This is a genomic window from Nocardia sp. CC201C (assembly GCF_030010695.1).
In the GTDB taxonomy this organism is placed as follows: Bacteria; Actinomycetota; Actinomycetes; order Mycobacteriales; family Mycobacteriaceae; genus Nocardia; species Nocardia otitidiscaviarum.
The window spans coordinates 1-14,941 of sequence record NZ_JASCXP010000158.1 but is presented as its reverse complement, the minus strand read 5'-3'; the positions used below and the strand labels follow the sequence as shown (position 1 = coordinate 14,941).

Genomic DNA, 14,941 nt, shown 5'->3' with positions numbered 1-14,941 from the left:
GGCGAGCCCCCGGTGCGGCCGCGCCTTTCCACGTCCGCGCAAGTGGCCTCCCGTAGCCGCTACTCGAGGTGCCTATGCCGTCCGCCCTGATCGTCAGCGGCCCGGGGAACGGTTCAGTAGCCGATATCGCGACGGCGCAGCCCGGCCAGAGCGGCCAGCATTCCGAGGCCGGTCAGGGCGAGGAGGGTGAGCAGCGGGCCGGGCCGGGGGTCGTCGAGCGGGACTCGGGGCAGGTGGGCGAAGGGGGTGGCCTGGTCGAACCAGGCCGGGAGATCGAAGGATTCGACGAAGAGGGTGGCGACCGCGCAGTAGGCGAAATAGCCCCACGAGACGGGAGTGGCCAGGCGCGGCAGCCAGCCGTAGGCGAGTGCGGCCACGGCCGCGACCAGCCAGGCGGCGGGCAGGTAGGTGAGTGCGGCGGCCGCCAGCCGCAGCGGTTCGGTGGCGGCCGAGGTGATCATGCCGTGGCTCAGTCCGACGCCGATCCCACCGGCGGCGAGCACCACGGCGCTGCCGATCAACGCCACGCTCAGATGGCCCGCGAACCAGGTCGTCCGGCCGACCGGGGCGGCGAGCAACGGGTCGGCACGGCCCTCGGTTTCCTCGCCGCGCGCCCGCAGCACCGCCGTGACGGTGTAGGCGGCGGTCAGCAGGGCCAGCGTCGACAGGGACAGCGCCAGATACGAATCCACGGCGTCATCGGCACCGCCGGGCAGGAACGCGGCGATATCCGGATTGTCGGCGATGAACTCCTCGATGCTGTCCGCGAATGATCCATAGGCCAGTCCCAGCCCGAAAACACCTGTCACCCAGCCGATCAGCGCACCGCGCTGGAGCCGCCACGCCAGGCTCGCCGGGGATCGCAGGGCCGGGGACGCGGTCGCCCGCCCGGTGCCGTACGCGAACAGCCCGGAACCGAAATCGCGCCGGTCCAGCAGCCATACCGCCACCGCGAACAGGACCGCGGTCGCCGCCGCGAACAGCAGCAGCGGCCACCAGCGGTCCACCACGTAGGGATAGCTGCGCTGCCCCCATCCGATCGGTGAGAGCCACGACGCCGTGCCATTGCCCACGTCGCCCACCGCGCGCAGCACCCAGGCGGCGGCGAGGGCCAGCGACACGGCACCGTACACGCTGCGTGGATTCTCGAACATCTGCGCCGCCACCGCCGTGACCGCGGCGAAGGTCACCCCGGTCCCGGCCAGCACGGCCCCGAGCAGTAGCGAACCGCCCACCGGCAGGCCGGTCCCCACCGCGACGGCGCAGACGGCCACCGCCGCGACGGCGTTCGCCGCGACGGCCAGCAGCAGCGCCGCGACCAGTGCCGCGCGCCGACCGACCCGGGCGGAGCGAATCAGTTCGGCCCGACCGGTCTCCTCGTCGGTGCGGGTGTGGCGGCCGACCAGAAACATATTCATGAGCGCGATCACGATGGCGAGGTAGGTGAAGATCTCGAACAGCACCTCCCCGCCGATGGTGTCGAGCAGTCGCAGCGGCCCGCCCAGCGCCACCACGGCGGCATTGCCGCCCATGGTCCGCCGCAGCGCCTCCAGCTTCTCGGGCGTGTCGTAGAGGCGCTGGCTGCTCACCGACTGCAACGCCAGCAGCGCGCCGAGGCCGAATATCCACCAGGGCAGCGTGAATCGCTCCCGCCGCAGCGCGAAGCGCAGCAGGGTGCCCGCCCCCGCCGCCTGGGTGGGCCGCGTCTCCCGGGTCGTCCCGGTATCCGGGGCGGTCACGACGACGCCCGTACCGGCTCGGTCCGGCTGCCGTAGTGGCGCAGGAACAGTTCCTCCAGGGTCGGTGGCGCACTCTCCAGACTGCGCACCCCCAGCCAGGCCAGCGAGCGCAGAATGGCGTCGAGATGTTCCGGTTCCACGTCGAAGCGGGCGCGGGTGCCGTCGGCGACCAGGTTGTGCACGCCGGGTACCGAACCCAGTTCCGTTGTCGGGCGCACGGTTTCGACGGTGATGGTGGTGCGGGTCAGATGCCGCAGCTCGGCGAGGGTGCCGCTCTCGACGGTATGTCCGTCACGGATGATGCTCACCCGATCGCACAGCGCCTCGACCTCGCCGAGGATATGGCTCGACAGCAGCACGGTACTCCCCCGCCGCGTCAGATCCCGTACGCAGGAACGGAATTCGGCGTCCATCAGCGGGTCCAAGCCCGCGGTGGGTTCGTCCAGCAGATACAGTTCCGCCTCGCAGGCCAGCGCCGCCACCAGCGCGACCTTCTGCCGGTTGCCCTTGGAGTAGGCGCGCGCCTTCACCTTGGGATCGAGCCGGAATCGCTCCAGCAGGTCGTCGCGGCGGCGGCGGTCCGCCCGTCCGCGCAGCCGGGCCAGCAGGTCGATGACCTCGCCGCCGGTGATGCCGGGCCACAGCGTCACCTCTCCGGGCACGTACGCCAGCCGGGCGTGCAGGGCCACCGCGTCCCGCCAGGGGTCGCCGTCCAGCATCCGCACCGTCCCGGCGTCGGGCCGCAGCAGTCCCAGCAGGATCCGGATGGTGGTCGTCTTCCCGGCCCCGTTGGGTCCGAGGAATCCGTGCACCTCTCCGGTGCGCACGGTGAGGTTCAGCTCGTCGAGCGCGCGTGTGCGGCCGAACGTCTTGGTCAGGCCGGTGATGGTGATCGCGTCGGTCATGGTCATCCCTTCTCCGCCAGGGGAATCCGTACGGTGCGGCCCGCGGCGAGCCGGTCGACCCGGCCGCGGCATTCGATCTCGATATCCGGTACGGCTCCCGGATCGGAGCGGACCTCGAGTTCGGTCGCGCCGACGCCGACGGTCATGCGGTGGCCCCGGTAGACGATCGGGAAGCTGAGCGTGCCCAGTTCCTTCGGCCACGCCGGGTCGAATATCAGTCGGCCGGAACGCAATTCCAGGCCGGTGAAGCAGCGTTGCAGTAGATCGACGCTGCCCGCCATGGCGCCCAGATGGATTCCCTCGGCGGTGGTGCCGCCCTGGATGTCGGCGATATCGGAGGACAGCACCCGATCGAAGAACTCCGCGGCCCGATCCCGGTGCGCGCGGGCCAGCACCCAGGCGTGCACCAGGGCGCTGAGGGTGGAGCCGTGGGAGGTGCGCGCCAGGTAGTAGTCGATGGTGCGCGGAATCATCTCCGGGGGCAGTTCGTAGCCGAGGTCGGCCAGCAGCGCCCGCAGCTCGTCGGCCGAGAGCAGATAGAACAGCATCAGCACATCGGCCTGTTTGGCCGCCCGGTAGCGGTTGACGTCGTCGCCCTCGGCCTCCAGCGCCCGGTCCAGGCGCTGGATATCGCCGTAGCGGGCCCAATCCAGTTCCGCGAGCCGGTCGTAGCCGTCGAACTGGCTGATCACCCCGTCGTGGAACGGCACGTACATGCGCCGGGTGAGGTCCTCCCAGATGCGCGGTTCACCGGGATCCACCCCGAGCGATTCCAGCAACCGCCCGCGCTCGCGCGGACCCAGCAGGGCCAGGGCATCGAGCGTGCGCCGGATGGTCCAGACCGCCATCACATTGATGTAGGCATTGTCGTCGATACCGTCCAGGGGCGCGTCCGGATACCCGGAGTGGAATTCGTCGGGCCCGATGACGCCGCGGACGCGATAGCGATTCCGCTCGGGGTCGTACCCCACCCGGCTCGCCCAGAACCGGGTGATCTCGACCAGCAGTTCGGCCCCGTACTCGGTGAGGAACTCCACGTCCCCGGTGGCCTCGTGGTACTCCCACACGGTGTAGGCGACCGCCAGCCCCGCGTGGTGGGCGCGCACGCTCGGATCCGGATTCCAGTGTCCCGATTCCGGATTCAGGTGCAGGCGCTGCGACTCCTCGCGCCCGTCGCTGCCGGACTGCCAGGGGAACAGCGCACCGGCCCAGCCGCCCGCCCGCGCCGCCCGCCGCGCCTCCGGCAGGCGGCGGTGGCGGTAGCGCAGCAGCGCGCGGGTGACCATGGGAAAGCGCACGGTGAGGACGGGGCAGATGAACATCTCGTCCCAGAACACGTGCCCGCGATACGCCTCGCCGTGCAGCCCGCGGGCGGGTACGCCCACGTCGAGATCGGCGGTGTGCGGGGACAGGGTTTGCAGTAGATGCATGAGGTGGAAGCGCACCAGGCGCACCCCGTGGTCGTGGCCGTCGAGGTCGAAACGCGCCCGCTCCCACAGGTGTTCCCAGGCCGTGTCGTGCTCGGCCAGCAACCGCGCGAAGTCGCCGCAGGCGGCCAGCTCCCGGGCGGCGGCCTCGGCCGGGGTGGCGATGGCGTGGTCGCGTCCGGTGTAGACGGTGGCCACCTTCTCCAGCGTCACCGAACCCCACTCGGCGGTGTCGACGGTGAACTCCTGGCCGACCACCCGCCCTTCGTCGATGAATCTCGTTGTCTCATAGCAGGTCTCGCCGGTGACACGGACCGTCGAGCGGGCGGCCACGGCGATCGGGATCTCGGAGCCGTTGGTGCGCACGGCGACCAGCACGGCATCCGGCGACAGCACGGCGGTGGTGACGGGCACCAGGTGGTCGCCCGACAGGGCGCGATAGCGATCCACCAGCGTGTTCCGCACGTCGGCGTCGATGACCGAGCGCAGGGTCACCGGCCCCGACCAGTTCTCGGCGGTGAGGGTGGTCTCCAGCGCGCAGATATGGGGTGCGTGCATGGCGGCGAAGCGGCGCTGCCGCACCGTGGTGATGCGTCCGGCCGTGTCGCGGTATCGGAAGCGCCGAATGAGAATCGCCCGGCGCAGGTCCAGTTGCTGGCGATAGGACAGCAGTTCGGCGTGGTCGACGTCGAACCAGTCGCCGTCGCCGATCCGGAAGGTGACCGGCAGCCAGTTGGGCAGATTCACCAGGCTCTCGTTGTCCACGGTGCGTCCGGCGATCTGGTCGAAGCGCCGGTTGTAGACGCCCGCGACATAGGTGCCGGGGTAGTGCCGTTCGCCCGCGGCGCATTCCGGGGCGGCCCCGCGGGTGCCCAGATAGCCGTTGCCGACCGTGCACAACGCTTCGCGCAGCTTCTCCGCGGCCGGGTCGTAGCCCTCGAAGGTCAGCATCCACTGCTCCGAGGCGGACAGGTCGGGGTCGGTGCGCAGCCAGTCCGCCAATCGGTCCAGCAGGTCGCGCACCCGGCGTGGTCCGGCCACCGCGAAGCGCGCGGCGGTGTAGCGGTCCCCGCTCTCGGCGTGGCGGACCGCGATGCCGATACCGTCGGCCTCGATGGCGTCGAACGCGTCCTCGTCGGTCAGGTCGTCGCCCAGGTACACCGGCACGGCGGGCACGGCGAGCCGGTCCAGGATCCAGCGCAGCGCCCGGCCCTTGTCCCACTCCACATCGGGGCGCAGTTCGGTGACCTTGCGGCCGCCGGTGGCGCGCAGCCCCACCGCCCGTGCCACGTCGTGGGCGGCGCTCACCACCGCCGCGACCTGCTCGCGCGGCACCGTACGGTGGTGGACGGCGACGGTGAACCGTTTGGGCTCCACCAGCGCCCCGGGCACGTCGGCGAGCCGGTCGCGCAGCAACCGCGCCGCCTGTTCGACCACCGCCTCGGCATGGGGTGCCGCGCCGTGCACGTGCCGGGTGCCGTCCGGGGCCATCAGCTCGAAGCCGTGACTGCCCGCGTACCACAGCCCGTCCATCCCCACCCGGGTCCGCAGATCCTCCAGTGCGCGGCCGCTGACCACCGCGACCGGGCAGGTCGCCGCCAGTTCGGCCAGTATTGACCGCGCGCCCTCCACCGGTTGCGCGGCGGCCGGATCGGGCACGATATCGGAGAGTGTGCCGTCGAAGTCGAGCAGTACGGCGGCCTTGCCGGTATCCAGCAGATCGGTGATCCGCGACCACGACCGCAACGCGTCCGGGAGTTCGGATACCCGGCGAAATCCGCTGCGCAGCAGCACGTCCGACGCGTCCGCCACCACGGTGTCCGCGCCCTGCTCGCGCAGCCGGTCGGCATGTCCGCCCCGGTCGACGCCGATCACCGATCCGAAGCCGCCTCGGCGACCGGCCGCCACTCCGGCCTCGGCATCCTCGAGCACCACCGTGCGCTCGGGCTCGACCCCGAGCCGGTACGCCGCCTCGAGCAGCATGGCCGGGTCGGGTTTGCCCGCCAGCCCGAGCCTTTCGGCCTCCAGGCCGTCGACCCGCACCTCGAACAGGTCGGCCAGCCCGGCCGCCGCCAGCACCTCGGCCGCATTGCGACTGGCGGAGAACACCGCCGTGCCGAGACCGGCGGCGTGCAGCCGTCGGATCAACGCCACCGTACCGTCGAAGACACGCACGCCGTCCCGCGCCACCCGTGCGAGGAACAGGCGATCCTTGCGGTTGCCGAGCCCGCATACGGTGTCGACGTCCCCGTGCTCCGACGGATCGCCCCACGGTAGCGAGATGTCCCGGGACGCAAGGAAATCGGCCACGCCGCGGTAGCGCGGTTTGCCGTCGACGTAGCGCAGGTAGTCGTCGTGGGTGAACGGGGTGAGCCGTTCACCCCGGGCACCGGCGCGCCGGGCGAGGAAGTCGTCGAAGAGCTCGGTCCAGGCCGCGGCGTGCATCGACGCGCTGTCGGTGACGACCCCGTCCATATCGAAGAGCACAGCGTCGTGGCGGCGCGCATCGATCAGCGCTGCGGTATCGGCGTACACACCTCCCAGGTTGGCTGGCGCGGGGATTGTCCAGCAAGAGAACAAAGTCCCCGCACCCTCGGGGGGTGCGGTACCCGGTGGTTCGGGACCTAGGACTCGTTACACCGTCGCCACGCGCGCCTACCGTGAGCGCTATGACCGTTCTGCCCACCGGCGTCACCATCGAGAAGGCCGTGCTGCTGGCCGGTCGTGCGCCGTCGCTGCACAACAGCCAGCCGTGGCGGTGGACCTTCGACGGGGCCGCGCTGCGCCTGTTCGCGGCTCCGGAGCGGCTGCTGCCCGCCACCGATCCGTGCCGCCGCCAGTTGCTGATCAGCTGCGGCGTCACGCTCGACCACCTGCGTGTCGCCATGGCGGCGGCGGGGTGGCGCTGCACCGTGGCGCACTTCCCCGACCCGAACAGTCACGATCACCTCGCCACCGTCACCTTCCGTCCCGCTCGGATCGTCACCGACGCCGATCGGGAACGGGCCGACGCCATCGTCCGGCGGCACACCGATCGGCTGCCGTTCGCCGCGCCGAGGAGATGGGACGAACTCGAGACCGTGCTACGCACGGTGGTAGATCCCGAGGACGCGGTCGTGAGCGTGCTCGGTCCGGAAAGTCGCGCCCGACTGGCGCACGCCTCGGGCCTCACCGCCGCCGTGCGCCGCTACGATGCCGGGTACCAGGCCGAATTACGCTGGTGGACCGGGCATTCCGCAGCGGCGGGCGGCGTGCCCCGGACAGCGCTGGCCAATCCGGAGGAGCAGGCGCGCGTGGGTATCGGCCGAGCCTTCCCCGCCGCCGCGACGGCCTCGCGCCGCGCCGAACTCGATACCGACCATGCGGCCGTCCTGGTGCTGTCCACCCTCGGCGACACACCCGAGGAACTGCTGCGCTGCGGTACCGCCCTCTCCACGGTGCTGCTGGAATGCACCGTCGCCGGGTCGGCGACCTGTCCGCTGACCCACCTCACCGAGGATCCACGCGGCCGGGCCGTGGTCCGGGAACTCACCGGGCGGGGCGACCTGCCGCAGGTGCTGGTTCGGGTGGGTACGGCACCGGAGCCGGAATCGGAAACCGTCTCGGAGACCGAGACGGTCACGCCGCGCCGCCCCCTGGCCGACATCTTGGCCATGCCGAGATGAGCACGCCCGAGAAGGAGAGCCCGATGAAATACCGGGTCAGCATCTGCCGCACGCCCCCGCAAACCATGCTGTGCCTGCCGCGTGAGATCAGAGCGGACCGGGTGGGCACGGATATCGCGGAGGGAATGCGCGAACTGGTGACCACCGCGCAGCGCGCCGAACTCACCACCATCGGCGCGTCGACCATCACTTTCCGCGAGCCACCGGCCGCGGACGGCTCCACCGTCGTCGACTTCGGCGTCGTGGTGGAACCCGCGCCCAAACTCGGTCCCGCGTCGGGTGCGACGCTGCTGCTGGAACCGGACCGCATGGTGGCCCGGATCTGTTACCGCGGCGGCTACCGGGAGCTGGAAGCCGTGCACAGATCGCTGCGGGCGTGGTTGCGCGACAACGGTTATCGTGCGGCCGGACCCGCACGGGAAGCCTATCTCGTCGGCCCGGACGAGGTGTCCGACCCCCGGGAACTACTCACCGAGATCACCATCCCGGTCGTTCCCGCGCCGAGTATCGCGCTGCTGCTGGACGAACCGTTCGCGACGGCGCTCGACTGGACCCGGAAAGTACTGCGGGAGTACGACTTCGAAGTGGTCGGCGATCTCGATGTGCGGGCGCTGCTGCACGCTCGGCTGGGCGAGCCCGTCGAAGACTACACGATCCTCAGCGCCTGCCATCCGGGGCTGGCCCAACGGGCGTTGGCGGCCGACCGCGAGGCCGGACTGCTGCTGCCCTGCACCGTGGTGGTGCGCGCGGTCGAGGGCGGCACCCAGGTGGAAGTCGCCGATCCCGAGGTGCTGGCGGCCGCCCTGCCGCTGGCGGACCTGCTGCCGGTGGCCGCCGAGACCCGGCGGCTGCTCATCGCGGCGCTGACGGCGGCGCGCGAGACCGATCAGGTCACCACCAGTGCGGTGACCCCGAGGTAGATCACGATCGACAGCAGATCCTGGATCACGGTGGCCAGCGGCCCCGACCCGAACGCGGGGTCGATGCCCAGGCGCGACAGCGCCCACGGCAGCACCATGGCCACCACCGCCGCCACCGAACAGGCGGCCAGCAGCGCGATGGCCACGGCGGCGGAAACCTCCGCATCGCCCCAGACCGCCAGGGTGAACGCATACGATACGACCGCGACCAGCAGACCGATCACTGCGCCGGTCACGGTTTCACGCACCACGATCCCGCGGATGCCGACCCCCACCGACAACCCGCGGACCACCAACGCCACCGTCTGGGTGCCGACCGCGTCGGCCAGATACACCACGCCCGGAATGAAGAAGGCGATCAACACCTCCCGCTCGAGCTGCCCCCGAAACGCGTCGACCACGCCCGCGGCCAGCATCGCGCCCACGAAACCCACCGCGAGCCAGGGCAATCGGTGCCACAGTCGCCGGGCCACCGGCTCGGTGGTGGCCGTGCGCGCCGTGGATGTCGAGGCCAGATAGCCCGACAGCCGGGCCACGTCCTCATCGTGCTCCGCCAGCAGCAGTCCCAGCAGCCGTTGCGGCGGGATCACCCCGAGCCACCTGCCGTCCGCGTCGACGACGGCGAGGCCGGGCTCGTCGTGGCGAAGCGCCTCCCAGACCGCCGCTTCCTGATCGTGGTGCCCCGCCACCGTCGGCGGGTCCGTGTCCATCACCTCACCGACCGGGCTGTCCGGCGGCGCGGCGAGCAGCCGTTCGATGGTGACCAGTCCGGCAAGGTAGCCGTCCCGGCAGACCACCACCACCGCCGCACTGGCGAACCGCCGGCCCCGCATCCCCGCGAGCGCCGCCCGCACCGTCTCCGCCGGTTCGACGACCGGGACGTCCCGCGTCGCGTGCGCGGCCGCGGTATCGAGGACATCGGCGGCGATCATCCTGCTCTCCACAGCCGAACGCTAGCCCCCGGCACCCGCGCACGCCAGCGCTCGCCTCCTACCGCTCCCGCGCGCATACGCCCGACCGACTTCGCGCCCGCGAACCGACAGCCGAAGTACCTGCGGCCGCCTGCCTTTCGGCCCTGGGCCGCGAGTCGCGACCGGAGTGGAATCGAGCACGAGGAGGTTCGTCATGATTGTGGATACCGTTCTGGTGGCCTACGGATCCAAGCGCGGCGGCACCGCTGAGATCGCCGAGTGGATCGGTGACACGTTGCGCGCCGAACACGTCACCGCCGAGGTCCGATCCGCCGCCGAGGTGCGCTCCCTCGAACGCTACGGCGCGATCGTGCTGGGCGGGGCGCTGTACGCGGGCCGCTGGCATCGCCACGCCCGCGGCTTCGTCCGTCGCTTCCATCGCACCCTCCCGGACCATCCGGTATGGATGTTCGGCAGTGGGCCGCTGGATGATTCGGCCGACCGGGTGGACCCGGACGAGATCTTCGGCGCCCGTGCCGTCCGCAAGGCCGCCGCACGGGTGAACGCCCGCGGCTACACGATCTTCGGCGGGCGACTGCTCCCGGACGCACGCGGCTTCACGGCGTCGGCGATGGCCAAGAACTCCGCCGGTGATTTCCGCGACCGTGCACGCATCCGAGCCTGGGCCGCCGCGATCGCCACCGACCTGTCCACACCGCCCGCGCGGTGAAGCCCACGTCGGCGGCAGCGGTGTTCGGGGTCGGTGCGGCGGTTCGGTTCGTCACGGCATTGGCGGGCGATACGGTGCGTGCGGTACGCAACGAGGCCGCCGGGCGACAGATCTGGGCGCGCGACGGTCGCGCCCACATCGAGGCCCGCGGGGTGCATCACGTCGACGCGCCCGCGGACTATCCCGCCGCACTGCGCAGCGCGGTGGGCGCACTCGACGGGGTGCGCTGGGTGGCGGTCAACGGGATCCTCGGCGACGTGATCGTCGACTTCGATCCCGAGCGGGTCAATGTGGCGCGTCTGAGCGAGACCGTCGCCCACGTGGAGCACGAGTACGCCATGACCGGTCGGCCTCGGGACAGACCGCTGCATCCGGCCAGCTTCGAACCGATCTTCGATGAATTGGTCGCGCTCGGCGGCGATCTGGCCGGAGCCGTGGTCGGACTGGTGGGACGGCTTGCACCCACGCTGTCTCTTCCGCCCGAGTCGATCGCCGCCGTGCACGCGGTCGATCTGATTCCCGGCTTGCGCACGGAACTCGACAGCCGATTCGGAGCGGTGCGGGTCGATGCCGTGCTGTCGCTGGCCGGTTCGGTCGTCTCGGCGGCCAGCCGCAATCCGCTCTCGGCGCTGGCCGATGCCGGGCTGCGCGCGGTGGAACTCCCCGCCGCCCTGGCCCGCCGCCACGCCTGGGAACGGCGGGCGGCAGAGCTCACCGCTACCGCCCGCGCGGCGGCCGCACAGGCACAGCCAGCACCCGACGCCCGTCCGACACCCCTGCCGCCGGGTCCCGTCCAGCGGTACGAGCGGAAAGCGGGTGCGGTCACGGTGAGTGCGGCGGCCCTGCTCCTTCCCGTCGCCGGGCTCACCCGCGCCGCACGGGCCATTGTGATCGGTGCGCCACGCGCCGCCGATATGGGTGCTGCCGCCTATACGGCCGCGCTCGCCCGCACCCTGTGCGATCGTGGTGTGCTGGTTCGTGATCCGGCCGCGCTGGCATTGCTCGACCGCATCGACACCGTGGTGATCGACGCGCAGGTGCTCGTCGACGCCGAGGGCAGACTCGATCCACTCACCGACGCGGTGATGGCCGCCGCCCACCGCGTCGGCCGCGTCGTCGTCGCACCCCGCAGTTCCGGGCTGGCCGAGCGAGTCGGCGCCGATGACAGTCTGGGCGGCGGACCCCACCTGGCCGCGTCGGTGCGGGAACTCCAGGCGCAGGGACATACGGTCGCCTTGATCGCGGGGCACAATGCCCCCGGATTGGCCGCCGCCGACTGCGCCATCGGCATCCTCACCGACGGCCGTACCCCACCGTGGGCGGCCGATATCCTGTGTGGCCCCGGCCTTTCCGAGGCATGGCTGCTGCTGCGCGGCTGCGGTGCGGCCGGAGGCAACAGCGCGCGTGGGGTGCGACTGGCCCTGCTCGGCTCGATATCCGGGGCGGTGCTGGGTCTGCTCGGCCCGCAACGCGGGGCCTGCCAGCGCGGCACCTTCCCGGTCGGACTGGCCGCGTTGGCGGCCGTCGCGACCGGCATCTGGTCGGTCGGCGCACTGGCCCGGCAAGCCCCACCCGCGCCGAGCGACAGCACGCCCTGGCATGCCATGCCCGTGGACGAGGCGCTCGCCGCCCTCGGCACCGGTCTGCCAGGATTGACCGATCAACAGGCGGCCCAGCGGCGCATCGCGCCCACGGATATCGCAGAACCCGCTGAAACCCTGTGGCGGGCAACACTGTCCGAACTCGACACCCCGCTCACCGCACCGCTGGCCGCGGGTGCGGGTGTGTCGGCGGCCAGCGGATCGGTGTTCGACGCCGGACTGGTCTTCCTCGTGATGATGGGCAACGCGCTGCTGGGCGCGGTGCAGCGGACGGCGGCCGGTCGCGCGGTGCGCCGCCTCGCCGAGATCGGTTCCCTGCAGGCCCGGCTGCGGCGACAGGAGCGGGAAAGCATCACGCCCGCCAGCGAACTCGTGGTCGGCGATATCGTGGTGCTGCGAGCGGGTGATGCCGTACCCGCCGACTGCCGCCTGCTCGACGCGGACCATCTCGAGGTGGACGAATCCAGTCTGACCGGTGAATCGCTGCCGGTGCCCAAGGATCCCGCACCCGTCGACGCCGCCGAGGTGGCCGACCGCGCCAGCATGCTGTACGCGGGCACCGATGTGGTGGCCGGCAGCGGCACCGCCGTGGTGGTGGCCGTCGGCACGGAGACCGAGACCGGCCGCAGCGGGCGGCTCGCCGACAGCGGCGAGTCCGCCAGCGGGGTCGCGGCCCGCCTCGACGACCTCACCCGGCTCTCCATGCGCGTCTCGGTGGGCGCGGCCACCGCCGTTCTCGGTATCGGGCTGCTGCGCGGACGGCTGTCCGCCGCTGTGGGTTCCGCGGTCGCGCTGGGGGTGGCCGCGGTGCCCGAGGGGCTGCCGTTCGTGGCGACCGTGGCCCAACTGGCGGCGGCGCGACGGCTGTCGACGCGCAATGTGCTGGTGCGCACGCCCCGCACCCTGGAAGCGCTGGGCCGCGTGGACACGGTCTGCTTCGACAAGACCGGCACGCTCACCGAGGGGCATATCCGCCTGCGCCGGGTCGGTGACGGCACGGTGGACGAGGCGGTCGACACGCTCACCGGTGCGCGACGCGACGTGCTGGCCGCCGCGCTGCGTGCCACCCCCGTCGGCCCGGAGGGGCAGCCCCTCCCGCATCCCACCGACCGCGCGGTGGTGCGGGGCGCGGCTGTCGCCGCTATCGAGCGAGACCATGCCGAGCCGGACTGGATCATGGTGCAGGAGTTGCCGTTCGAACCCGGTCGAGGGTTCCACGCGGTGCTCGGCCGCACCGACGGCCGCCACCTGCTCAGCGTGAAGGGCGCACCGGAGATCATCCTGCCGCGCTGTATCGGCCGCCGCCGCGGCGATACGGTCGCCCCGCTCACCGATGCCGACCTCGACGAATTGCGGGTCACCGTGGAACAGCTCGCCGAGCGGGGCTTCCGGGTGCTGGCGGTGGCCGAGCGCGCCGCTTCCCAGCGCGGCGAACTCGACAGCGACCGCATCGAACGCCTGGTGTTCGCCGGTCTGCTCTGCCTGGCCGACCCGGTGCGGCCCACCGCCGCCGTGGCGGTGCGCGATCTGCGCGCCGCGGGCGTGGACGCCGTCATGCTCACCGGTGACCATCCGCGCACCGCGCTCGGTATCGCCACCGAACTCGGGCTGCGCACCGGCGGCCGGGTCATCACCGGTGCGGAGGTCGAGACCCGAACCGAGGCCGAACTGGCCGAACTCGTCGCCGAGACAGCGGTATTCGCGCGCGTCTCACCGGTGCACAAGGCCGCCATCGTGGGCGCGCTGCGCCGTGCGGGTCACACCGTCGCGGTGACCGGCGACGGCGCCAACGACGCTCCGGCCATCCGATTGGCGGATGTCGGCATCGCGCTGGGCCCGCGCAGCACACCGGCCGCGAAACAGGCCGCCGATATCGTCGTCACCGACGAACACATCGAGACCATCGTGGACGCCGTCATCGAGAGCCGCGCCATGTGGCGTTCTGTGCGCGACAGCGTCTCCATGCTGGTCGGCGGCAATTTCGGCGAGATCGCCTTCACCGTCGGCTCGGCACTGCTGGACCGGAGTCCGGCGCTCAACGCCCGCCAGCTGCTGGCGGTCAATCTGCTCACGGACCTGCTGCCCGCCCTGGTGGTGGCCGCCCGTCCACCGCGCGGCATCACCCCGGCCATGCTGTTGTCCGAGGGGCCGGATTCGGCGGTAGGCACGGCATTGCGGCGCGATGTCACCGCCCGTGCGATGGCGACCGGTACCGCGGCCGCGGCCGGTTGGCTGACCGCGCGGCTGCTCTGCCCGCCCCGGCAGGCCGGGACCGTCGGGTTCGCCGCTCTGGTCGGCACCCAGTTGACCCAGACCGCCCGCGATTCGCACGGCGACCCCCTGGTGCTCGCGGCCGCCCTGGGTTCCGCCGCGGCGCTCTTCGCACTCGTTCAGTTTCCGCCGACCAGCTATTTCTTCGGCTGCCGCCCGCTCGGGCCGCTCGGGTGGGGTATCGCCACCGTGGCGAGTGTCGGCACCGCGGTCGCCGCCCACCGCCAACGTTGATCCAACGCCACGTCGGCACGCGGACCGAGCGGTCGATGCGCTGTCGCGCTCCCACGCGACCATCGTCCCCACATCCCGGGACCGTGGCCCCTACATCGGTCCGTTCGGCGCTGATCGAATGGACCGAACAGCTCGACGTAGAAGGAGAACCACCGTGACACGCAAAGGTATTCGTCGTGGAGGCCGGGTATGACGCCGAATCGGCGGACCCGGGCACTGTGGTTCGGCGTCGTCGCGGCCGCGATCGTCGGGCTGATCGACGCCGCGACCGGGCGCACCTGGGATCTGGTGACGGTATTCGGCATCATCGGGCTGCTCGGTGTGCTGGGGCTGGTGCGGTTCGGAGGTCGAGCCACGCTGTCCGTGCGGACCGATCTGGCGCGCTGGCTGGCACAGCGGGCCGCCGAGGGCGGGGAGCCCGTGCACCGGGTGACCGACCGCGCGGTCGCCGCGTACCGGGCGGGCATCGTCGGCGACGACGAGAGGCAGCCGTGACGCGCACGGCCGATCGCGGCGATGTCCGCGCCACGGCCGCCGA

The 14,941-nt window shown here is 71.8% G+C and carries 9 protein-coding genes; 5 read left to right on the top strand and 4 right to left on the bottom strand.

Annotated features, from left to right (window positions below):
- Nucleotides 1–113 precede the first annotated feature (113 nt).
- Genes QK444_RS17940 through otsB form a run of 3 tightly spaced genes read right to left on the bottom strand, consistent with a single transcriptional unit; the run spans nucleotide 114 to nucleotide 6,606 of the window.
- A complete protein-coding gene (locus QK444_RS17940; protein ID WP_282781771.1) occupies nucleotides 114–1,739 on the bottom strand; it encodes an ABC transporter permease in 1,626 nt (541 codons plus the stop codon).
- Nucleotides 1,736–2,644, bottom strand: coding sequence for an ABC transporter ATP-binding protein (locus QK444_RS17935; protein ID WP_282781773.1), 909 nt, complete (start codon nucleotides 2,642–2,644; stop codon nucleotides 1,736–1,738). Before QK444_RS17935 ends, QK444_RS17940 begins: the two co-directional genes overlap by 4 nt.
- Nucleotides 2,645–2,646: 2 nt before the next feature.
- A complete protein-coding gene (gene otsB, locus QK444_RS17930) occupies nucleotides 2,647–6,606 on the bottom strand; it encodes a trehalose-phosphatase (RefSeq protein WP_282781769.1) in 3,960 nt (1,319 codons plus the stop codon).
- 134 nt (nucleotides 6,607–6,740) lie between these two features.
- On the opposite strand from otsB, the gene QK444_RS17925 reads away from it, so the two are divergent.
- Entirely contained in the window at nucleotides 6,741–7,736 is a 996-nt protein-coding gene (locus QK444_RS17925) for an NAD(P)H nitroreductase (protein WP_282781767.1), read from the top strand.
- Between the two features lie 23 nt (nucleotides 7,737–7,759).
- Entirely contained in the window at nucleotides 7,760–8,656 is an 897-nt protein-coding gene (locus QK444_RS17920) for a DUF302 domain-containing protein (protein WP_282781765.1), read from the top strand.
- On the opposite strand, the gene QK444_RS17915 is transcribed toward QK444_RS17920, so the two are convergent.
- The gene (locus QK444_RS17915; protein ID WP_282781763.1) at nucleotides 8,623–9,600 is read right to left on the bottom strand and encodes a magnesium transporter; all 978 of its coding nucleotides are present in this window, start codon (nucleotides 9,598–9,600) and stop codon (nucleotides 8,623–8,625) included. The genes QK444_RS17920 and QK444_RS17915 overlap by 34 nt on opposite strands.
- A gap of 181 nt (nucleotides 9,601–9,781) precedes the next feature.
- Here QK444_RS17915 and QK444_RS17910 point away from each other — a divergent pair, with 181 nt between their 5' ends.
- From QK444_RS17910 to QK444_RS17900, 3 genes are all read left to right on the top strand, one after another.
- On the top strand, nucleotides 9,782–10,297 hold the full coding sequence (locus QK444_RS17910) for a flavodoxin domain-containing protein (protein ID WP_282781761.1): 516 nt from the start codon (nucleotides 9,782–9,784) through the stop codon (nucleotides 10,295–10,297).
- The gene (locus tag QK444_RS17905) at nucleotides 10,294–14,403 is read left to right on the top strand and encodes an HAD-IC family P-type ATPase (protein ID WP_282781759.1); all 4,110 of its coding nucleotides are present in this window, start codon (nucleotides 10,294–10,296) and stop codon (nucleotides 14,401–14,403) included. The genes QK444_RS17910 and QK444_RS17905 overlap by 4 nt, the downstream gene beginning before the upstream one ends.
- A 189-nt stretch (nucleotides 14,404–14,592) precedes the next feature.
- A complete protein-coding gene (locus QK444_RS17900) occupies nucleotides 14,593–14,898 on the top strand; it encodes a hypothetical protein (RefSeq protein ID WP_282781757.1) in 306 nt (101 codons plus the stop codon).
- Nucleotides 14,899–14,941 lie beyond the last annotated feature (43 nt).